Source organism: Nitrospirillum amazonense (genome assembly GCF_007828035.1).
Taxonomy (GTDB): Bacteria; Pseudomonadota; Alphaproteobacteria; order Azospirillales; family Azospirillaceae; genus Nitrospirillum; species Nitrospirillum amazonense.
Genome location: NZ_VITV01000002.1, coordinates 800,847 through 820,476 on the forward strand (window position 1 = coordinate 800,847; position 19,630 = coordinate 820,476).

The following is a 19,630-nucleotide window of genomic DNA, read 5'->3' on the forward strand; positions in this document are numbered from 1 at the left end:
CCAGCCGCCCGGCACTTGCCGGGCGGCTGCCGTGGTTCTAGCCCTGGGCGGCCATGCGGCGCGCCACGTCGGCGGCGCTGATGCCCTCGAGCGCCAGGCCAAAGGCGGTGCCTTCATCGATCAGGCGGCGGAGCTGCTGGGTCAGCGCGATGCGGGTGTAGCGGCCGGTCAGCGGCGGCAGCGCGGCGATACCGTCGGCGATCTCATGGGCGCGGGCGAGCAGGCGGTCCGCCGGCACGATCTCGTTGACCACCCCCCAGTCCTTCGCCGTCTGGGCGTCCAGCATCTGGCGGGTCAGCAGGAAGTAGCGCCCCCGGACCGAGCCGATCACATGCGGCCACAACAGGTGCATGCCGTCGCCGGGGACGATGCCGAACTCGAAATGCGGCTTGTCCTGGAACACGGTGTCCGGCGTTGCCAGGATGATGTCGGTCAGCAGCGCGTATTCGCTGTGCAGCAGGACCGGACCGTTCAGCGCGGTGATCATGGGCACCTCGATGTCGAGGATATTGGACAGCACCTTGCGGCCCTCGCGCAGGATCTTGTCGTAGCCCTGGGGGGTGAAGAAGTCGAAGCCCTCGGGATTGATCATGTCCATGAAGGCGTCGCCCGTGCCGGTCAGGATCACGGCGCGATTGTCCCGGTCCTCACCGATCTGGTGGAACAGCTCGACGAATTGCTCATGTGTATGCCCGTTGAAGACGAGCTTGCCGCCATCGGTGTGCAGGGCGACTTCCAGAACGCCATTGTCCTTGCGGGTCAGCCGGGCGTTGGGGAAAGCGTCGCGATAGGTCTCGAACTTGGCCATGGTGCTCATCCTTGATCTCAAGCCGTCCGGAAGCGGCGGCCTGACGGATTAGCTAAGCCATCCAACGGCGGGGCGGACGAGGCCGTGGGGCGATATGGCTTATTCCAGCGTGGAATACGGCTCGGCCATCACCCCTTCCACGAAGCGGGCGAATTCGCGCGCTTTGGCGCTGGCCATGCGCCCCCCGGGGAAGACCGCCCACAGGTCCAGGGAGGGCAGGGTCCAGTCCCCCAGCACCCGGCGCACCGCGCCGCTGGCCAGCTCAGGCGCGAACATCCAGTCCGAGGCGACCGTCAGCCCCATGTCGGCCAGCACCGCCGCCCGCTGCCCCTCAGCCGCGCTCACCTTGACGCGCCCGCGCATGGAGACCGACGCTTCGGTGCCGTCGCGGGTGAAGCACCACACGCTGGGCAACTGGCTGTGGATAACGGCTTCGTGTCCGGCCAAGTCGGCGGGGCTCTGCGGTTCCCCCCGGCGCGCCAGATAGGCCGGCGTGGCCAATACGGAGCGCGGGCCCGTCGCCAGCTTGCGCGCGACCGCGGATGAGTCGGGCAGCGCGCCCATCCGGAGCGATACGTCGATGCCCTCGGCCACCAAGTCGATGACGCGGTCGTCGAGGATCACGTCGATCTCCAGTTCGGGATGCTGTTCAAGGAAGCGCGGCAGCACCGGCACGATGTGCAGGCGGGCGAAGGTGGTCGCGGCCGAAACGCGCAAGATACCGGACAGCCCCGCCCCCGCACCGCGGGCGGCCAGGTCCGCCTCGTCAGCCTCCCGGATGGCGGCCTTGGCCCGCTCATAGAACCGGTGTCCCGCCTCGGTCGGACTCAGTCCGTGGGTCGAGCGGATCAGGAGGTTGACCTGAAGCCGGTCCTCCAGTTGGGCGATCGTCTTGGAGACGGCGGGCTGGCCGACATTCAGCTGCCGTGCGGCGGCTGAGAAGGACCCGGTCTCCACCACGCGGACAAACGCCGCCATTGCCTGATATCGGTCCATGCCATTCCTCCTTGGAATGAGCTTTATCGCCCAGGGCCCACTGCCCCGTCGAGTGTCGAACGGGCACCTATGGCGTGCCTTCGGATGGGCCGAAGGGGGTGAGGAGATCGAGATCATGGTTCGTTGGCTGATGGGAACCGCCGCCGCGCCGTCCCTGCTGGACGGGATCCTCGCCTTTCAAATCACCGGCAGCCCGGTTCCAGCACTCGTCGCGCTGGCCGCGCCGATCCTGCGCGCCGGGCTGCGTCACAAGGAATCCCGTCATGCTTGAGGTTTACGCCTTCGCCACGCCCAACAGCATCAAGGTGCCGATCGCGCTGGAGGAGCTGGGGCTTGATTATGCGCTGCATGCCGTCAACGTCCGCCAGGGCGCGCAGAAGGCGCCCGATTTCGTGGCACTCAACCCGAACGCCAAGGTGCCCGTGCTGGTCGATGGCGATTTGGTCCTGACCGAGTCCGCCGCCATCCTGGTCCATCTCGCCGAAAAGACCGGCCGCCTGTTGCCGCCCTCGGGCGAGGGCCGGGCCCGGGTGTTCGAGCAGCTGTTCTTCCATGCCTCGGGGCTGGGTCCCGCGTTCGGCCAGTCAGGTTTCTTCCAGCGCTTCGCGGCCGAGCCGCAGCCGATCGCGATAGAGCGCTTCCTGGGTGAGGCCAAACGCACCGTGTCCGTACTGGATGGGGTGCTGTCGCGGCATCGCTACGCCGCCGGCGACGCGTTCACCATCGCCGACATCGCCCATTTCGGCTGGCTGTGGCGGCGCGAGTTCGCCGGCGTCGGGCTGGAGGACACGCCCCATGTCGCCCGCTGGTACGCCGACATCGCGGCACGGCCCGCCGTCCAGCGTGCCCTCTCCCGCGTCAACGCCCTGCTGCCGTCCGCCTGACGCTCACTCAATTCCGGCGGGGAATGAGCCCCGCCCGCTTCACGGAGATGTCCCATGTCCCTGCAATCCAAGCTCGACGCCTTCAAGGCGGACTTCGAAGCCGGCAAGCCGCCCTACAACGTGCCGCCGTCGGTGATCGAGACCATGCACCGCGCGACCGCCGAGCTGATCGCCAGCGGCGCCGCCACCCGTGCGCTTAAGGCCGGTGATCAGGCGCCCCCCTTCACGCTGAACGATCCCGATGGCAAGCCGGTCTCATCGGCGGCGTTGCTGGCCAGGGGACCGCTGGTGGTGAGCTTCTATCGCGGCGTGTGGTGCCCCTACTGCAATATGGAGCTGCAAGCGCTTCAAGTGGCCTTGCCGGCGTTCGAGGCGCTGGGCGCAAGCCTCGTCGCCATCTCTCCGCAGTTGCCGGTGAACAGCCGCAAGTCCGTCCGTCAGAACGCGCTCAATTTCCCCATTCTGTCCGATACACACAACGACGTGGCCGCCGCCTTCGGCCTTCGCTTCGCGCTGCCCGGCTATCTCGTCGATCTCTACAAGAGCCTGAAGAATGATCTTCCGGCCTTCAACGGCGACCAGAGCTGGACGCTGCCGATGCCGGCCCGCTATGTCATCGCGCCGGATGGGACGATCCTCTATGCCGAGGTCAATCCCGATTACACCCACCGGCCCGAGCCCGAGGACATGGTGCCGGCCCTGCGTCGCGCCGTGAACGCCTGAGCATATGCCGGCCGGGTCAGCGGCCGGCTCTGCTTCCTGTCAAGGAAGCAACCCTCGAAGGCACGCCGGCCCCAACGCGGTCCTAGTCGAATGTCCGCAGCAATTTGAGCCGCATCAGGCTTTCAGCACTGGCGACAATCGCTTCCTTCCCCGGCCGCGGCGACCAGCCGAGCCGTTGTCTCGCCTTGATACCACTGGAACGCCGACGGTTCGCGTTGGGAGAGGGAGGGGCGGCGCGCCTGGGGACCCGGGTGGCTGAGGCCCCAAAACATTCACGCAGGATGGTGGCAACCTCCAGCAGGGACAGGGGTTCGCCGCTTACCGCGATGAAGCGCTCACCAGCCGCGGCTGGCTGGGTCATGGCCCGTAGGTGCAGGTCGGCAACGTCGCGCACGTCCACCACGCCGAACCACATATCCGGCAGTTCAGGCGGAAAGGCGCCATCCAGCAATCCCTTGATGATGTTCATCGACGTGGAGAGCTGAGGCCCGAGCGCCGGCCCAAATATTCCGGTCGGGTTGACGACGCTCAGTTCCGGGGTCCCGACCTCCCCCACAAAGTCCCATGCCGCGCGCTCCGCGATGGTTTTGGACAGAATGTAAGGTTGGTTTGGTGCATCAACGGGGGTCCAATCCTCCTCCGTATAGACATGGCCTGGCAGTGCTGGGCCATATCCGACCGCGGCAAAAGAGGAGGTGAGGACAACACGCCTCACTCCGGCGCGGCTGGCCGCGCGCAGCACGCGCAAGGTTCCATCGCGTGCCGGTATGACCAGATCATTGGGGTCTTCCGGCTGAACGGGCGGAAAGGGCGACGCGGTGTGCAGGACATAGTCGCAGCCTGCGGCGGCGGCATCCCAACCGTCGTCATGGCCCAGATCGGCGGCATGAAACGTAAGCCCGTGATCGGGATCCGCACCTGCCGTCACCATCATGGCGCGGACCTGCGAAGCCTTGTCGAGATTGCGCAGCGTTGTGCGAACCTCGTGCCCCGCCGCCAGCGCCGCCGCTATGCAGTGGCCGGCGAGGAACCCCGAACCACCCGTGACAAGAATCTTGCTCATTTCGCCTTCTCCTTGCCCTCACATTCGGCCAGACAGATGAATTAGGACAAGTAGGATGGGTTTTGAGAGGTAATATGGAAAAGCAGACTATCGAGCCGCGCGCGTACGGTGACGAATGCGACGGGTGCACGGGACCGGAGCGTATCGAGGTCATGCGCTTCCAGCGGGCGATCAGGGCCATTACCGGCAAATGGAAGATCGAGATTGTTTGCAGCCTGGTCGCCGGCCCGATGCGTTTCGGCGAACTGCGCCGCGCGCTGCCGGGCATCACACAGCATATGCTGACCGAGCAGCTTCGTGACTTGGCGCGCAACGGCATCGTCATTCGCACCGCCTACCCCGAGGTGCCTCCACGGGTGGAGTATGCGTTGTCACAAGCCGGCGTCGACCTCATGCCGACCTTCAGCGCGTTGCACGATTGGGCCTTGCGCTACCAGGACCGATTGGCGGACTAGACCGATGAGCGCCTGGGTTCCGGCCCGTCCAAAGATGGTCGCGTGTATCTACCCGGTCAGGCCACGACACAACCGGCCGCGGTTTTCACGCGCCATTGTTCCGCCCGTGAAACATTGGGTGCTAAATTACCCTACTATAGGTCACATCGTTCCATTGGTATCTATTACCGGCACCGACGCACGTTCGATACGAATGCGAAGGGTGTCCTGGCCGAGGTTCGGTCGCCCTCTCAAGGAAACATGTCATGATGCAATCCAATGAATCCGAGGAGCGCATCCGCGCGTTGCTTTACCGGAACCTCGAGGAGGTCTTCGGCGAAGGCGACGATGCGCGCCGCCGCGCGGCAATCGACGAGCTCTGGGCACAGGATGGGGTGCTTTACGTGCCACCCGGCGTGATCGTCGGGCGCGAGGCGATCAACAAATTCGCCGGTGATCTTCGGGCGACGCATCCGCACTATGTCTACACCCCGCAGGGCAAGGCGCAGGTGCTGCACGATGCCGGGCGGCTGGCCTGGGGCTCAGGGCCGCGCGGTGAAACACCCGACTATACCGGCTGGGATGTCATCACAGTCCGCGATGGCCAAATCGCGGCGCTGTACGTCTTCCTCGACGAGACATCCGAAGAGTTTCAGCGATCCGCCGGCACACCCTAGATTTTAGCCTCCCGCAACAGGCGCACCGCGGCATCGCAGGCGCGGGCCGTCAGCGCCATATAGGTCAGCGACGGATTCTGACAGGCCGATGAGGCCATGGCGGCACCGTCGCTGACGAAGACGTTGGGCACGTCATGCAGCTGGTTCCAGCGGTTGGTGACGGAAGCGCGCGGGTCGTCGCCCATCATGGCGCCGCCCATCTCATGGATGGCGCTGCCGCCCACGCCGGGGCGGTCCAACGACAGGACGACCTTCCCGCCCGCTGCCGTCAGCATGGCGCTGGCCTCGCGGCCGGCATCCGCAAGGGCCTTCCGCTCGTTCTCGCCATGGGTGAAGTCGATCTTGAGCAGCGGCGCGCCAAGGGCATCAGTCTTGACCGGATCCAGCGTCAGGCGGTTGGTCGGCCGCGGCAGGCTTTCCGCGAAGGAAACCAGCACCATGCGCCAGCCGCCGGGGCCGCGCATGGCGGCCTTGAAGTCCATACCCACGCCCGCCTCGCGCTTGGCCCGCGTCCAGGTGCTACGCAAGGCGCCGCCCTGGAAGCTGTAGCCCCGCAGGAAATCACCCTCCTGCCGGTCCAGGTTGCGGAAGCGCGGAATGACGATGCCCGTGGGGCGGTTGCCATAGGTCGTGCGGTCCTGGAAGCGGTCGAACAGGGCGACGGCCCCCACCGTGGTCGCATGGTCCATGATGTGGGTGCCCAGCAGGCCGCTGGAGTTGCCCAGCCCCGCGGGGAAAGCATCGGACCGTGAGCGCAACAGCACGTGGTTGGTGTTGAAGGCACCGGCGTTGAGGAAGACGATGCGGGCGGTGTGCCGCCGCCGCTCCCCCGTCTTCACGTTCAGCACCGAGACGCCGGTCGCCCGCCGCGTCCGGGCGTCGTAATCCACCCGCTCCACCACCGTGTCGGTCACCAGGGTCAGGTTGCCGGTCTTCTGGGCCGCCGGCAGGGTGGAACTCTGGGTGCTGAAATAGGCGCCGTAGGAGCAGCCGCGCGCGCAGATGGAGCGATATTGGCAAGCGGACCTCCCCTCCTTCTCTTGCGTCAGGTTGGCAGTGCGCCCGATGGTCAGGCGGCGGTCGGGCCAGCGCTGCTCGATGATCCCCTTGGCGTAGCGTTCCAGCACGTTCAGGGCCATGGGCGGCTGGTAGACACCATCGGGCAAGGAGGCCACGCCCTCCGCCTGGCCGGACACGCCGATGAAGCGTTCCACATGGTCGTACCAGGGCGCCAGGTCGGCATAGCGGATGGGCCAGTCGCTGCCGTGGCCATCCTTCTTGTTGGCGCCGAAGTCATAATCGCTCATGCGGTAGGATTGCCGGCCCCAGGTCAGCGAACGCCCGCCCAGCTGGTAACCGCGCCACCAGTTGAACTCCGTGCCCTCCGCCACCGAATAGGGGTTGTCCCTGTCGTTCACGAAATGGTTCTGCGTGAACTCGGTGAAATGCCGGTTCTTGGACTGGACGGCGAAATCGCGGGCATAGAGCGCCGCGTCGCCCTCCCCCCGGAAAGGCATTTCCCAGGGCGCCAGGGTTTCGGTCACATAACCGCTGCCGTGCTCGATCATGCGGCCGCGTTCGACCATCAGGACCTTCAGGCCCTTCTCCGTCAGTTCCTTGGCGGCCCAGCCCCCGGTGATCCCGGAACCGACCACGATCGCGTCAAACTCAGTGCTCATCCGAAGTCCACCGCCGTCCAATCGTTAGACCAGGCCCGCGCATGGGGGCCCACCGGCACATCCGGGTCCCAGTGTCCCGGTACGAGGTCGTATTGCAGTTCCTGCGAGGCGCCCGCCTCGGAGGTGTAGTATCCCGTGACGATCAGCCCTTTCAGCAGGCGCCAGGGCGACGCGTCGCCACCGGGTGGGCCACCGGATGCATAGGCCGCGCTATCCAGGGCCGTCAGCGCCCGCATCTGGGCGGCGGGTGCCGCCGACAGAAAGGCGCCACCCGTCTTCAGGTCCAGCTCGAACGTCAGCCAGTCCAGCACGGTGGCGCCGTCCGGAGCCGCGCCGCCGGTGAAGCGGGCCGCGGGAACGGGCGCGCCGGCCCCCTCCAGGCCATGGGCCAGCGCCAGGGTGACGAAGGCCGGCACCCCCACCGCCAGCGCGCCGGGCGTGTCGCTGTCGGGTATCGTCAAATCGGCCACCCGGTCCAGCAGCGCCCGCTGAGAGGGCGCCAAGGCCTTGACGGCGGACGCGTCCGCGCCAGCCTTGACCTGGGCCCAAAGGGTGGTGGGCGTCAGCGCGGCGCCAGCGGCCGCCATGGTCATCAGGAACTGGCGCCGGCCGGTGCCCCGTGCATCCCGCTTACCTTGATCCATGGGCTATCCTCCAGAGGGGTTCGGCGGCGGCGGATGAGCCCCGTACCGCCGCGAGCCCGGGTTCAGAACTTGGCTTCCGCCTGTATTCCCACCACCCGGCGCGCGTTGGGGTCGATCACTTGCCACAGCCCACCCTTGGCGAACGCCGTCGTGGGGTAGAGCTGGGTCGGATAGACCTTGTCACCCAGATTGCGGCCAAACAGGCCCACCGACCAGTCGTCCTCTGACTTCAGGGTCAGCCGGGCGTTGAAGATGGTCTGGCCCGGAACGACGTAGGTCGGGTCCGCCGACAGATACATGGATTGTTTGGTCCGGATGGTGGCATCAGCCCCGAGGACCAGGCTGTAGGTGTCGGACAGGGTGAACTGCCGCTCGGCCGAGATGGTCATCTTGAACTTGGGCGCGTAGTTCAGCTGCTTGTTGGACATGTCCGACCCGTCGGCCCCGATGAAGCCCTGCGGGTATTCGGCGATGTTGACGATACCGGAAACGTTGACCGTCGTGTCCGCGAAGGGGTGGCCGAAAATTTCCCACTCGAAGCCCTTGGTGACGACGCTCGACACGTTGATGTTGGAGCAGTTCAGGCCGCTGATGCCCGAAACACACGACTGCGTCTGGAAGTCCTTCACATCGGTATAGAAGAGGTCGGCATCAACATAGAGCCGCCCATCGAACATGGTCTTCTTCACACCCACCTCGAACCCGATGGGCCGTTCCGCCTTGATGGGGTCCAGGGTATGGTCGGTTGTGGTCAGCTGGTCGTTGATCTGCGGCGCCTTGTAGCCCGTGGAGACCGTGGCGTAGGCCATCGTGTCCCGGTCGAAATCGTGCTGTACGCCCGCGCGCCAGGTGGCGGCGTTGGCGTAGCCGGTCGCGGCGAAGGTGTCCGGCACGCCGGCGTTGATGGGGTCCGCCTCCTCCTCATGAACGCGGGAATGCGTGAAGCGCAAGCCCCCGATCAGCCGGGTTCCCGGCTCGAGGTACCAAGTGGCGTTGCCGAAGGCGGCATAGTCCTCACTATCGGCGCGGATGGCCTGCGTGCCGCTGGCCGCCGTCAGGTCCATGCCCACGGCCGCCGGGTGGATGAGCAGCAACCCCGGCTTGGAACCGGCGAGGGCGGTGCGCTGGTAATACAAGCCGCCAACCCATTCCAGGTCCCGGTTGTCCGAGGAGGTCAGGCGCAGTTCCTGCGAGAAGAGGGAACGATTGTTCACCTGCGGCGTGGTCGTAGTGCCGGCGTAGAGCGCCACCACCGGGAAACAGTCCGAGAAATTGCAGTTCTGCATGTATTGGCGCGCCACCGACGGCGTGATGCCGATGAGGTCGACGGCGGTGGTGTCGTGCAGGCGGCGCCCGGCGGTGATGGAGGTCAGCGTCATGCCGTCCAGGTCGAGATCGAACTGACCCGACACACCGCCGATCTGCGCCCGGTCATACAGCCCCTGCTGGTTGCATTGGCTGGTGTTGGAGGCGGAGGGCACGATGCCGCACGCGTCCAGGGCCTGGGCCAGCGGCGAGCCGGCGGTGGCCGCCCGATAGATCAGGCCGCCCGGATCCCTGTCGTCGGTCTTGTTGTAGTCCCCGATCAGGTTGAACGTCAGCTTGTCGGACAGCTGGGCCAGGTAACGCGCGCGGATGCCGTAGTTGCTCTGGTCTTCATCCTTGCCTGTGACCGTGTCGTTGGTCAGGCCGGAGTTGTCGTAGAAGTGCGCAGCCAGGCGCAGCGCCGAATTGCTGGTCACCGGCACGTTCAGGGCGGCGCGCACGACGTCGCGGGAATATCCCGAGCCCAGGCCGGTGAGGCCGAATTCCGTGGTAACATAGCCCGACGTCTCACCCAGGACGGGCGCCTTGGTGGTGATGTTGACCAAGCCGGCCGACACCGAACTGCCGAACAGCGTGCCCTGCGGGCCCTTCAGCACCTCCACCCGCTCCGTATCGAAAATATCCGAAACCGGCACGTTGCCCAGCACCACGCCATCCAGCACGATGCTGACGGAGCTGGCGGCCGTGGCGTTGCCCACCTGGTTGGTACCGATGCCACGAACGAAGCCCCCGCCGCCAGGTGCGGCGGTGGGTGCCGTGAATTCCAACGAAGCGCTGGCCTGTGAAAGATCCTGCACCGACTGCACGCCCCGGCGAGCCAGCTGGTCGGCGCCGATGACCGTCACCGAGATCGGCACCTGCTGCACGCTTTCGCTACGCTTCTGGGCCGTGACCACGATTTCCATGAGGGAGGTGTCGGCGGCGTTGGCGCCGGTGGACGCCGGTGCGGTCTGCGCCATGGCGGCCCCGGTCGTCAGGAACAGCGCCGTCGAGGCGCGCAGCAGCAATTTGATCGATGGTTTCATGGACACCCTCCCCTGTGATGTCGGGAAGGTGTCCGACGGTTTACCGGCCCATCCATTCCTCCCCGCATTTGTTGGAGATAATTAGAACCTGGATTATGGTTCTTGTCCAGGGCCAATCCATCGCAATGGCCACACTTCGGATCGCAGGCCGGCGGGCACGGCGCGGCAGATGCCGGGGCACGGGATCACGCACCGTGGAAACGCAGAAAATAGCGCAATGTAATCAATTAACTGAACCAAATATCCGCCGATATTCCGCCACACGGCGCCACCACCCGTCGCGAGGGTAAAGGATATCCCCCACTCTCAAAAAACTTATGCTGCGTCGCACATATCAGAATCACCATTATATTCTTAGAGCCACGCACGGCGGGTTTGGCGGCGCCCATTGCGATATCCAGGTGGCGATGGCCAACCGCGGCCAACCGCGGCCGGTTTGCCGCCACGCCATTTTTCGGGCATGGTTGAGCACAGGTCATTGCGGTTTCCGGCAGGCGGCCGAAAATGGTATCAGCGCTATGATTCCAAATCACCACGAGCCTTTTGGGGAAAGCGGAGCTTATGAGTGAACGGAAAGCGGTGAAGCCAGGCCCGCAGCGCGAGCCCGTGCAAAGTCGCAGCAAGGCCTCGTACGAACGGATGCTGGCGGCGGCGCAGGAGCTGCTGAAGATCCATGGCAACGATGAATTCACCCTCACCGACGTCAGTCGTGTGGGGAAGGTGTCCGTCGGCTCGATCTACTGCCGTTTCGACAGCAAGGATGATTTGATCCGCGTGGTGCAGGAGCGTGTTCAAACGGACATCCAGCACGAACAGCGACAACTGATCGCGCGGGTGGCCTTGGAGACGAGCAACCTGCACGACCTGGTCGCGGCGCTGACCGCGGGCATGGCGGAGCACCTGCGCCATCATGCGGACATCCTCAGGGCCATGATGTTGCGCGCCAACCATGACCCGGTGGTGGCCCGCTTGGGCAAGATGTCCCATCAGGCGGCCATCGCCGACATCAAGCTGGCGATTCTGAGATACCGCGATGATATCGCGCACCCCGACCCGGAACGCGCGGTGCAGGCGGGGTTCAACATCATGTATTCCGCCCTGGCCCGCGTGCTGGGACTGGGGTCGAACCGGGAACAGGGGGACGCGTGGGAATGGGAACAGCTGAAGCGCGACCTCACCCATTCCTTCGCGGCCTATCTCATGACCGAGCCCCGCGCCACCACGGCAATCGCCCATGACGGCGGCCAGCCGGCTTCTTCGGTCGATCCCGCCCCGCAGGCCGACATGAAACACGGAACCGACGGCGCAGCACCCGTTCCCCAGCGCAAGCCGCGCGGCCGGCCCAGCACTAAGGTCAAGGCGGGCTGAACGCCCATCCCGCGTGCCCCGCCGCCGCGCGTGCCGCCATCCGGCCTTTCAGGCGGTCGTCCGCTCGATGACCAGCCGCACGGGCAGGTCCTGGCTGCTCCACCCCAGCGTCACGTCGTGCCGGCCCGGGGCCGTCCGCCAGCCGCCCGCCGAGGTGTCCCAGTGGGCGAAGGCGCGCGACGGCAGGGTGAGGTGAACCGGCACCTCCTCCCCCGCCGGAACGACGACGCTGGCGAAGCCGCGCAAGTGTCGGATACCGTCCGGCCCGGCGACATAGGCCTGGAGCACCGCCTTGCCCGCACGCGGGCCGACGTTGCGCACCCTCGCGGCCACCATGGCGCCGCCATCGGCGGTGGGGGTCAGCGAGGGCTCGGATACCGTGAACCGGGTATAACCGAAGCCGGCGCCGAAGGCGTACAGCGGCGCCGTGCCGGCGGCCTGCATGCCTTTGTAGCCGATGAGATGTCCCTCCCGGTAGGGCACGTCGCCCGACGCCTCCGGCTTCAGGCCGAAGGCAGGGTAATCGCCGTCCTGGCGGGCGATGCTCAGGGGCAGCCGGCCGCCAGGCTCCCGGTCGCCGGCCAGCACCTGGGCCAAGGCGGGCCCATACTGCTCACCGGGGTACCAGGTGATCATCAGGCCCCTCACCTTCTCCTCCCAGGACAGGTCGAAGGCGTGGGCCACGTTGCATATGGCCACGATATTGGGGTTGACCTCCCGCAGGCGATGCAGCAGCTCGATCTGCGCGGCCGGCAGGGACGTGCCGGGGCGGTCCTTGCTTTCCACGCCGGCGTCCGCCGTCTCACCCAGCATCAGCAACACGACGTCCGCCCGTGCCGCCGCGGCCAGGGCGCGCGCCAGCATCTCGGCCGGCAGGTCCGGGCCGGCCATGCCATACCACAGGCCCTGGGCCCGCGCCGGGGTGTAAGCCACCTCGAAGGACAGCAGCACGGGCGTGCCGGCGGCCAAGTCCAGCACCACCGACTGGCTGTCCCCGCCTTTGAGCATGCCCATGAGGTCGGACGGCGCCACCGGCCCGCCGCCGCTGAACACCTCGCGGCCGTCCACGGCCAGGCGCAGCCTGCCCGTGCCGCCAATGTGGATGCGATGCGCGCCGTCGCGTTCCGGCACGTACCAGCCGCTGGCCCGGATGCGGCCGGCCTGCTTCAGGTGATCCGTTCCCGGCAGCCCGACGAACCATGTCAGCGAGTTGGTGTCGCGGGTCTCCGCGAACACGGGTTCGCCGTCGCCATCGCCGACAAAGAACTCCACCGTCATGCCGCGCGACGCCCCATCGCCCAAGTCTCGGGCGGGGGTGACGCTCAGGGGCGGCAGGCGGTATTCCGGCGCCACGCCCTGCTCATAGACCACCTCGACGGCGTCACCGAAGCGTTCGCGGATGGCGCGCAGCGGCGTGACGAAGTCGGGACGCACCGCGATCTTGGCGAAGGTGCCGCCCTGCAGGCAGGGGCTGGTCGCGTTGGGGCCGATGATCGCCAGCCGCCGCACGGCGGTCGGCGCCAGCGGCAGCACGTCCCCCTCGTTCTTCAGCAGCACGAAGCCGGCTGCGGCGGCCTCGACCAGCACGCCGTCCGGGTCGGCAACGGCCTTGCCGCGCGGCAGCCCGTCGATGGCCCGCACTGCCCCGGCCACGCGGCCCGCCGCGTCGGCCAGGCGATCCGCCGGCACCGTGCCGGCCGCCACCGCGGCGGCGAACTTCGTCCCCAGCACCCGGTCGGGACCGGGCATGTCCAGATCCAGTCCCGCCAGGGCGGAACGCACAGTGTCGCGGCCCCCGAACCAGTCGGACACGATGAAGCCGGGATAGCGCCAGTCCCCCTTGACGATATCCCTCAGCAGCTGGCGATGTTCCACGCAATAATGGCCGTTGAGGCGGTTGTACGCCGCCAGGATGCCGACGCAGCCGGCCGTCGCCGCCATTTCGAACGGCAGCAGGTAAACCTCGCGCAGGGCGCGGTCGTCGACCACGGCGTTCATGCTGTCGCGATCGGTCTCGCTGTCGTTGCACACCAGGTGCTTGGCGACGGACCCCACCCCCCGGCTCTGCAGGCCGGCGATCCAGGCGGCGCCCAAGGCGCCGGCGAGATAGGGGTCCTCGCCGAACAGCTCGAACGCGCGGCCGCAGAGCGGGCTGCGCTGCAGGTTCAGGTTCGGCGCCAGCACGGCGTCCACGCCCAGGCGCCGCGCCTCATCGCCCACGATGGCGCCCACGCGGGCCACCAGGTCGGCGTCGAAGCTGGCCCCCAGGGCGGTGCCGCAGGGCGTCAGGGCCGCCACGTCCCGCTCATCGACCCGGCCCGAGGCGATGCCCATCGGGCCGTCCGCCATCTTGATGGAACGGATGCCGGGCAGTTCGGCCGTCGACCACATGTCACGGCCACTCGTCAGCGGGGCGATGGCGACGGGATCATCCGGCAAATCGACAGACATTTGAAAATTCCCCCAAGGCGCCGGCGATCAGAGGTCAGCCAGCAGCATGATTTGTTGGGCCTGGACCTGGACCTGCTCCAGGATGCCGGCGTCGACCAAATGCCCCTCGGCATCGAAGGGCTTCTGCGCCACCGTGTTCACGGCGATGCCCAGCGGGGTGGGCCACCCCCGCATCGCGTGAACGATCCCGCGCAACGCCGTCAGCGTCACGCCGCCCGCCTGCCAGCCGGCCGCCGTGACCGTCAATCCGACCGGCACCCCGTCAAAATAGGGGCGGTCGTCGTCACGCAAGTCCTCCAGCAGGTCGATGGCGTTCTTCACCAGGCCGGAGACGCCGCCGTGATAACCGGGGGACCCAATGACCAGGCCGTCCGCGGCGCGCACCGCGTCGACGAAATCGCGCTGCTCCGCCGTGCGCTGGCGATTCTCCGGCGCGAAGTGAGGAAGGGCCGCCAGGTCGGCGCCGCCGAAAAGTCGGGTTTCTGCCCCCAGGGCCGCGGCGGCCGACAACACGGCCGCCACCATGCGCTCGCCCGATGAGCCCGGGCGGGTGGTGCCGCCGAAGCCGACGATCAGCGGCCGGCTCATCGCCCGGCCCCCCTCAGGGCCGGAATGACCTTCCGGGCCATCAGGTCCAGCGTCTGGTTGGCGTAGGCCATGCGCCGTTCGGTCAGGGGGCCGGTCAGCATGCCGCACAGGATGTTGCCGATGCCCAGTTCCTGGTAGGGCCGCAGATGCTCGATCACCGTCTCGGGACTGCCGTAGAGGCACCAGGTGCCGATCCAGTCTTCCGTCAGGGCGTTGGGGGTCCGGTCCGTCTTCTTGTTGGCCTCCGTCGCCTCGGCCTTGGCGTTGAACGCCGCCTCGCGGTCAACGGCTTCCTGGTAGACGGTCAGGATGTCCTCCAGTTCGCGGCGGGCCTGCGCGTCGGTCTCCGCCACGTGCACGCACTGGTAGGTGTGCGTCGACCAGGACAGGGCATGGGCCACGACCTCGGGCGCGTGGCCGGCCGCCATCAGCATGTCGCGATAGGCGGTGAAGTATTTGCGCACATGGACCATGGGCTCCGTCCCGCCAATCCGGGGCGGGGTGAACGCCGGAATGAAGGCGGGCCAGCCGTGCTCCGCCGCGCGCCGGGCGCTGGTCTCCTTCATGGCCACCGGCATCAGCTTGGCATGGCCCGGGGTGTAGGCCACCGGCGCGATCCGCTGCACCACCTCGCCCTTGTAATGGCCGTTGTCGAAGACGACCGGCGCGTCATGCGCGGCCTTGGCCCATAGCGTTTCGGCGATGGCCAGGTTCTCCTCCGCCAGGCGGGAGGCGTCCTTGTAGTTCACGCCGAAGCCGATCATCTCCTCCGGCGTCGTGCCGCTGCCCACGCCGACCAGAATCCGCCCCTCGGTCAGCTGGTCCAGGATGTTGATGCGTTCCACGAAGCGCACGGGGTGATGCAGCGGCACGGTGGTGACGGAGAAGCCGAAATGCACCCGCTTCAGGCGCGCCGCAAGGTAGGCGGCGAACAGGAAGGGATCGGACGCCATGGGCATGTAGCCCGTGAAATGATGATCCGGCAGGAAGACGGCGTCGAAACCGGACGCCTCGGCCCGTTCGGCATGGTCGATCATGCCCAGCATCACGGCGCGGTCTTGCTCCGGCCCCATGGAGCGGGCGTTCAGAAAGGTCGAGAAGCGCACTGTTTCCTCCGTTAGGTCGCCCTGTTCCGGCGTGGGACCGTCCCGTCGCGGTCCGGCCGTCGGCCCTCAAGCCGAACTCGGCACATAAATTAGAATTGTTATTCTTAATCTGTAACCGACGAAATCGCTTGCCGTCAATCGAAACCGGCCGCCCCTCCGAAAAAATGGCTCCATGCGAGGAAAAAAACGGTTTCGGTGCGCCGCGACCGACTCCCGCGTTGACAAAACAGTTCCCTCGTCCTCATTATTTTCAAAATAATAATTCTGTTATGGCGTGCGACGCCGCAGGGAGGAAATTCATGGTGGATCGGGCGATCATCGCGCCGACAGAGGGCGCCCAGCGCAAGGCCGGTCTGGGACAGGGCATCATCCTGGTGATCAGCGGGTTCCTGCCCATCCTGGCGATCATCTCGCTGGCCCCGGCCGTGCCAACCATCCTGGACCACTTCCATGATGTCGCGAACGCGTCGCTGCTGGTGCCGGTGCTGGTCTCCGCGCCGGGCTTGGCCATCGCCGTGCTGGCCCCCTTCGCCGGGCTGGCGGTGGACCGTCTGGGCCGGCGGCCGCTGCTGGTCTGGTCGACGCTGCTGTACGGCATCGCGGGCGCCCTGCCCTATTTTCTGGACGGCCTTCATGCCGTCATCGCATCCCGCCTGTTGCTGGGCGTGGCGGAAGCGGCGATCCTGACCATCGTCAACACGCTGATCGCCGACTATTACGACCCGGCGGGTCGGCGCAAATGGCTGGTCATCCAGGGGGTCACCGGCTCGGCCCTGGCGCCGGCCGTGATCGCGGCGTCCGGTGTGCTGACCGAACTGCGCTGGAACGGCGTCTTCCTCATCTACCTCATCGCCCTGCCCATCTTTCTGGGCATGTACGTCCTGATTTTCGAGCCGGAAAAGTCCACCACACCCCAGGCCCGGTCGGCGGAAGGTGACGGGCCCGTCCCCTCCTTCCCGGTGCGTGCCGTGGCACTGTACGGCGCCGTCACCCTGCTGGCCTCCACGATCTATTACGTCTTCATCATCCAGGGCGGCCTGGTGTTCCGCGAGGTGGGCGTCGATAGCCCCAGCAGGGTGGGCACCTTGATCTCAGTGGCCAGCATCGGCGTCCCCATCGGCACGCTGCTGTTCGGCTACCTCGGCAAGCGCGCCACGGCGCTGCAGCTGGCGGGCTTCTTCGCCCTGCTGGGCGTGGGCCTGACCGGCGTCGGGCTGTCGGGCGACTACAGGATCATGCTGGCCCTGTTGCTGCTGCAGCAGATGGGCGCCGGCATGACCGTGCCATCCCTCATCGCCTGGGCACAGGGCGTGCTGCCCTTCGCCCATCGCGGGCGCGGCATGGGCATCTGGGCCTCCTGCTTCTTCCTCGGCCAATTCACCAGCCCCTTCGTCGTCGCCGGCGCCAAGGCGCTGACGAACGGAACGGTACAGGCCGCTTTCGTCACCATGGGCCTCGTGGCCCTCGCCGCCGCCGGTGCCGCCCTGGCGGCCCTGTTGAGCGCCAAGCCATCCCCCCTGGACGCGGTGCCCTGACGCGCACCCCGCCGGACCAATTCGGCCATGAAGCCGCCCCATGACGGGGCGCGCGATGGCCCCTTCCCAACCGAGGAGTTTTCCCCATGTACCTGGCCGCCTGCATCGAGTGGCTGTTCGCCGCCGAGCACCCGTCCTTTCCCGACCGCATCCATGCCGCCAAGGCTGCGGGGCTGACGGCGGTGGAGTTCCACCTGTGGCGGGACAAACCCCTGGCGGCGGTGCGCCGCGCCCTGGACGAGACCGGGGTGCGGCTGGCCAGCATGGTCGTCGAACCGCGGCGCAGCCTGATCGACCCCGCCCAGCACGAGGAATTCCTGGCGGCGGTGCGTGACAGCCTGCGCGCCGCCAAGGAAGCGAGCGCGCCGGCCCTGGTGGTGGCGTCCGGCTTCACGAGGCCGGACGTGTCGCGCCAGGAACAGCATGACATCGCCGTCGGCATCCTGAAGCAGGCGGCCGCCCTGGCCGAACAGGCCGGCATCCTGCTGCTGCTGGAACCGCTCAACACCCGCGTCGAGCATCCGGGCATGTTCCTCGACAGCACGGCCGAAGGGCTGGACATGGTGGAGGAGGTCGGCAGCCCCAACCTGCGCCTGCTGTATGACATGTACCACTCCACCGTGATGGGGGAAGACCCGGCCCAGGTGCTGGCCGGCCGTTTCCACCTGGTGGGGCACATCCAGGTCGCCGACGTTCCCGGGCGCCATCAGCCGGGCAACGGCACGGTGGATTGGCCGCGCTATGTCGGCGTTCTGCGGGACCTGGGCTACGCCGGTGCCGTGGGCCTGGAATACAAGCCCGAGGGCCCGACCCTGGAGACCCTGGCGACGGCCCGCGCCGCGCTGGGCCTGTAACCTCACCTGGGGAGAGCAACGGCGATGTCCACGCACACCGGGGGCGGCATCGCCGCCCCGATCCCAGCCCATCCGGCCACCGGCGACGCCCCCATCCCGACCGCCACGGGCGACGCCCTGCCCTGGCGCGCCAAGATCAGCTACGGCGCCGGCGACTTCGCCTTCGGCCTGTGCTGGAACATGGTCGGGGCCTTCCTGCTCTATTTCTATACCGACGTGGCGCTGCTGCCGGTGGGCGTCGTCGGCACGCTGTTCCTGCTGTCACGGCTGCTGGACGCCGGGATCGACCCGGTGGTCGGCCTTCTGGTGGACAGAACACGCAGCCGGTGGGGCCGGACCCGGCCCTATTTCCTCTATGGCGCGGTGCCCTTCGGCCTGTTCTCGGTGGCCGTCTTCTACGTTCCACCCCTGGGAGACACCGGCAAGCTGGTCTGGGCCGGCGCTACCTTCATCATCCTGGGCCTGCTGTTCTCCGTCGTGAACATTCCCTACAGCGCGCTGCTGCCCATGATGACGGCGCGCCAGCGGGAACGGGTGCAGGTCGGCAGCCTGCGCTCCGCCGGCACGGCCTTGTCGGTCATCTTCGCCACGGCAGGCACCATGCCCCTGGTGACGGCGCTGGGCGGCGGCGACAAGGCCCAGGGCTTCCTCTTGACCGCGCTGCTGGCGGCCGGCGTGTCGGTGGCGCTGATCCTGAACCTTTTCGCCAACTGCCGCGAAGTCGTCCATGACAGGGGGGACGAACCACCCGCCACCCTGTCCGCCGTCGCGAACATGGTCCGCAACCGCGCCTGGCTGGTGGTGTTCCTGTTCACCATCCTGAACTTCATCCGCTTCGGTGCCGTGCTGGCGGTGACGGCGTATTTCGTCCTGAATGTCCTGCACCAGCCGTGGATGATCTCCATCCTGCTGCCGGCCATTTCCGGCACCCTGCTGATCGGGTCAGCGATCGCACCGCCCTATCTGCGCCGCTTCGGCATGCGCCAGGGCAACCGCCTGGTGCTGATCGCGGCCACGGGGCTGTACCTGGTCCTGCCCCTGGCCGAAGGCCAGCCCTGGCTGTTCCTGGCGATCTACATTCTGGCCTCGGTCCTCATCAGCGTCACCATGACGGCGATCTTCGCCATGGCGGCTGAAACCGTGGACTATCACGAAGCCCATTTCGGCGTGCGGCATGAGGGCCTGCTGTCGGCCGGCATCAGCCTGTCGACCAAGATCGGCATGGCCCTGGGCGGCGCCGTCATCGCCTATGGACTGGCGTGGGTCGACTACAATCCCGCCGCCGTCAGCGACGGGGCCGTGCACATGGTGCACGCGCTGTATTATGTGCCGGCACTCCTGGTGCTGGTGCTGCAGATCATCTGCATCAGCTTCTATCCCGCCATACCCAAGCGCGCCCAGGCCTGAAACCGGCGCAAGAAAAGGGGCGCGACGGTCAAGCCGCCGCGCCCCAGTACCGGCATGGAATG

At 67.1% G+C, this 19,630-nt stretch carries 18 protein-coding genes; 9 read left to right on the forward strand and 9 right to left on the reverse strand.

Going from position 1 to position 19,630, the window contains the following annotated elements; translation table 11 throughout:
* Positions 1-37 precede the first annotated feature (37 nt).
* Both FBZ87_RS07605 and FBZ87_RS07610 read right to left on the reverse strand, forming a co-directional pair.
* Positions 38-817: an enoyl-CoA hydratase/isomerase family protein gene (locus FBZ87_RS07605; RefSeq protein ID WP_211106871.1), complete on the reverse strand. Its 780-nt coding sequence runs from the start codon at positions 815-817 to the stop codon at positions 38-40.
* Positions 818-907: 90 nt separating this feature from the next.
* The gene (locus FBZ87_RS07610) at positions 908-1,804 is read right to left on the reverse strand and encodes a LysR family transcriptional regulator (protein WP_145609687.1); all 897 of its coding nucleotides are present in this window, start codon (positions 1,802-1,804) and stop codon (positions 908-910) included.
* A gap of 115 nt (positions 1,805-1,919) precedes the next feature.
* On the opposite strand from FBZ87_RS07610, the gene FBZ87_RS29125 reads away from it, so the two are divergent.
* The 3 genes from FBZ87_RS29125 to FBZ87_RS07620 are packed head-to-tail and all read left to right on the forward strand — an operon-like array spanning position 1,920 to position 3,411.
* Complete coding sequence (locus FBZ87_RS29125) at positions 1,920-2,075, forward strand: hypothetical protein (RefSeq protein ID WP_186454632.1); 156 nt, start codon at positions 1,920-1,922, stop codon at positions 2,073-2,075.
* The gene (locus tag FBZ87_RS07615; RefSeq protein ID WP_145609688.1) at positions 2,068-2,688 is read left to right on the forward strand and encodes a glutathione S-transferase family protein; all 621 of its coding nucleotides are present in this window, start codon (positions 2,068-2,070) and stop codon (positions 2,686-2,688) included. Before FBZ87_RS29125 ends, FBZ87_RS07615 begins: the two co-directional genes overlap by 8 nt.
* Before the next feature lie 54 nt (positions 2,689-2,742).
* Positions 2,743-3,411: a peroxiredoxin-like family protein gene (locus FBZ87_RS07620; RefSeq protein ID WP_145609689.1), complete on the forward strand. Its 669-nt coding sequence runs from the start codon at positions 2,743-2,745 to the stop codon at positions 3,409-3,411.
* A gap of 82 nt (positions 3,412-3,493) precedes the next feature.
* On the opposite strand, the gene FBZ87_RS07625 is transcribed toward FBZ87_RS07620, so the two are convergent.
* On the reverse strand, positions 3,494-4,474 hold the full coding sequence (locus FBZ87_RS07625) for an SDR family oxidoreductase (protein ID WP_145609690.1): 981 nt from the start codon (positions 4,472-4,474) through the stop codon (positions 3,494-3,496).
* A gap of 74 nt (positions 4,475-4,548) precedes the next feature.
* Here FBZ87_RS07625 and FBZ87_RS07630 point away from each other — a divergent pair, with 74 nt between their 5' ends.
* Positions 4,549-4,929, forward strand: coding sequence for a winged helix-turn-helix transcriptional regulator (locus FBZ87_RS07630; RefSeq protein WP_145609691.1), 381 nt, complete (start codon positions 4,549-4,551; stop codon positions 4,927-4,929).
* Positions 4,930-5,174: 245 nt separating this feature from the next.
* A complete protein-coding gene (locus tag FBZ87_RS07635) occupies positions 5,175-5,585 on the forward strand; it encodes a nuclear transport factor 2 family protein (RefSeq protein WP_145609692.1) in 411 nt (136 codons plus the stop codon).
* Here FBZ87_RS07635 and FBZ87_RS07640 read toward each other — a convergent pair.
* The 3 genes from FBZ87_RS07640 to FBZ87_RS07650 all read right to left on the reverse strand — a co-directional run bounded on the left by FBZ87_RS07640 (position 5,582) and on the right by FBZ87_RS07650 (position 10,259).
* On the reverse strand, positions 5,582-7,264 hold the full coding sequence (locus FBZ87_RS07640; protein WP_145609693.1) for an FAD-dependent oxidoreductase: 1,683 nt from the start codon (positions 7,262-7,264) through the stop codon (positions 5,582-5,584). The genes FBZ87_RS07635 and FBZ87_RS07640 overlap by 4 nt on opposite strands.
* Positions 7,261-7,908: a gluconate 2-dehydrogenase subunit 3 family protein gene (locus FBZ87_RS07645; RefSeq protein ID WP_145609694.1), complete on the reverse strand. Its 648-nt coding sequence runs from the start codon at positions 7,906-7,908 to the stop codon at positions 7,261-7,263. Before FBZ87_RS07645 ends, FBZ87_RS07640 begins: the two co-directional genes overlap by 4 nt.
* A gap of 62 nt (positions 7,909-7,970) precedes the next feature.
* On the reverse strand, positions 7,971-10,259 hold the full coding sequence (locus FBZ87_RS07650; RefSeq protein WP_145609695.1) for a TonB-dependent receptor: 2,289 nt from the start codon (positions 10,257-10,259) through the stop codon (positions 7,971-7,973).
* Positions 10,260-10,820: 561 nt separating this feature from the next.
* On the opposite strand from FBZ87_RS07650, the gene FBZ87_RS07655 reads away from it, so the two are divergent.
* Positions 10,821-11,627 (forward strand): TetR/AcrR family transcriptional regulator, encoded by an 807-nt coding sequence (locus FBZ87_RS07655; RefSeq protein WP_145609696.1) that lies wholly within the window; start codon positions 10,821-10,823, stop codon positions 11,625-11,627.
* 48 nt (positions 11,628-11,675) lie between these two features.
* On the opposite strand, the gene FBZ87_RS07660 is transcribed toward FBZ87_RS07655, so the two are convergent.
* The 3 genes from FBZ87_RS07660 to FBZ87_RS07670 are packed head-to-tail and all read right to left on the reverse strand — an operon-like array spanning position 11,676 to position 15,772.
* Positions 11,676-14,078: a beta-glucosidase family protein gene (locus tag FBZ87_RS07660; RefSeq protein WP_145609697.1), complete on the reverse strand. Its 2,403-nt coding sequence runs from the start codon at positions 14,076-14,078 to the stop codon at positions 11,676-11,678.
* 27 nt (positions 14,079-14,105) lie between these two features.
* Complete coding sequence (locus FBZ87_RS07665) at positions 14,106-14,666, reverse strand: NADPH-dependent FMN reductase (protein WP_145609698.1); 561 nt, start codon at positions 14,664-14,666, stop codon at positions 14,106-14,108.
* On the reverse strand, positions 14,663-15,772 hold the full coding sequence (locus tag FBZ87_RS07670; protein WP_145609699.1) for an LLM class flavin-dependent oxidoreductase: 1,110 nt from the start codon (positions 15,770-15,772) through the stop codon (positions 14,663-14,665). The genes FBZ87_RS07665 and FBZ87_RS07670 overlap by 4 nt, the downstream gene beginning before the upstream one ends.
* 299 nt (positions 15,773-16,071) lie before the next feature.
* Between FBZ87_RS07670 and FBZ87_RS07675 the strand changes: the two genes are divergently transcribed.
* From FBZ87_RS07675 to FBZ87_RS07685, 3 genes are all read left to right on the forward strand, one after another.
* Positions 16,072-17,307, forward strand: coding sequence for an MFS transporter (locus FBZ87_RS07675; RefSeq protein WP_246134283.1), 1,236 nt, complete (start codon positions 16,072-16,074; stop codon positions 17,305-17,307).
* Positions 17,308-17,393: 86 nt separating this feature from the next.
* Positions 17,394-18,161 carry a hydroxypyruvate isomerase family protein gene (locus FBZ87_RS07680; RefSeq protein WP_145609700.1) on the forward strand — a complete coding sequence of 256 codons (768 nt, stop codon included), beginning with the start codon at positions 17,394-17,396 and terminating at the stop codon, positions 18,159-18,161.
* A 24-nt stretch (positions 18,162-18,185) separates the two neighbouring features.
* Complete coding sequence (locus FBZ87_RS07685) at positions 18,186-19,568, forward strand: MFS transporter (RefSeq protein WP_145609701.1); 1,383 nt, start codon at positions 18,186-18,188, stop codon at positions 19,566-19,568.
* Positions 19,569-19,630: the final 62 nt, after the last annotated feature.

Excerpts from the sequence above, each read along its gene's own strand:
- FBZ87_RS07605 (WP_211106871.1), bottom strand. The coding sequence starts at position 817 with ATGAGCACCATGGCCAAGTTCGAGACCTATCGCGACGCTTTCCCCAAC.
- FBZ87_RS07610 (WP_145609687.1), bottom strand. The coding sequence starts at position 1,804 with ATGGACCGATATCAGGCAATGGCGGCGTTTGTCCGCGTGGTGGAGACC.
- FBZ87_RS29125 (WP_186454632.1), top strand. The coding sequence starts at position 1,920 with ATGGTTCGTTGGCTGATGGGAACCGCCGCCGCGCCGTCCCTGCTGGAC.
- FBZ87_RS07615 (WP_145609688.1), top strand. The coding sequence starts at position 2,068 with ATGCTTGAGGTTTACGCCTTCGCCACGCCCAACAGCATCAAGGTGCCG.
- FBZ87_RS07620 (WP_145609689.1), top strand. The coding sequence starts at position 2,743 with ATGTCCCTGCAATCCAAGCTCGACGCCTTCAAGGCGGACTTCGAAGCC.
- FBZ87_RS07625 (WP_145609690.1), bottom strand. The coding sequence starts at position 4,474 with ATGAGCAAGATTCTTGTCACGGGTGGTTCGGGGTTCCTCGCCGGCCAC.
- FBZ87_RS07630 (WP_145609691.1), top strand. The coding sequence starts at position 4,549 with ATGGAAAAGCAGACTATCGAGCCGCGCGCGTACGGTGACGAATGCGAC.
- FBZ87_RS07635 (WP_145609692.1), top strand. The coding sequence starts at position 5,175 with ATGATGCAATCCAATGAATCCGAGGAGCGCATCCGCGCGTTGCTTTAC.
- FBZ87_RS07640 (WP_145609693.1), bottom strand. The coding sequence starts at position 7,264 with ATGAGCACTGAGTTTGACGCGATCGTGGTCGGTTCCGGGATCACCGGG.
- FBZ87_RS07645 (WP_145609694.1), bottom strand. The coding sequence starts at position 7,908 with ATGGATCAAGGTAAGCGGGATGCACGGGGCACCGGCCGGCGCCAGTTC.
- FBZ87_RS07650 (WP_145609695.1), bottom strand. The coding sequence starts at position 10,259 with ATGAAACCATCGATCAAATTGCTGCTGCGCGCCTCGACGGCGCTGTTC.
- FBZ87_RS07655 (WP_145609696.1), top strand. The coding sequence starts at position 10,821 with ATGAGTGAACGGAAAGCGGTGAAGCCAGGCCCGCAGCGCGAGCCCGTG.
- FBZ87_RS07660 (WP_145609697.1), bottom strand. The coding sequence starts at position 14,078 with ATGTCTGTCGATTTGCCGGATGATCCCGTCGCCATCGCCCCGCTGACG.
- FBZ87_RS07665 (WP_145609698.1), bottom strand. The coding sequence starts at position 14,666 with ATGAGCCGGCCGCTGATCGTCGGCTTCGGCGGCACCACCCGCCCGGGC.
- FBZ87_RS07675 (WP_246134283.1), top strand. The coding sequence starts at position 16,072 with ATGGTGGATCGGGCGATCATCGCGCCGACAGAGGGCGCCCAGCGCAAG.
- FBZ87_RS07680 (WP_145609700.1), top strand. The coding sequence starts at position 17,394 with ATGTACCTGGCCGCCTGCATCGAGTGGCTGTTCGCCGCCGAGCACCCG.
- FBZ87_RS07685 (WP_145609701.1), top strand. The coding sequence starts at position 18,186 with ATGTCCACGCACACCGGGGGCGGCATCGCCGCCCCGATCCCAGCCCAT.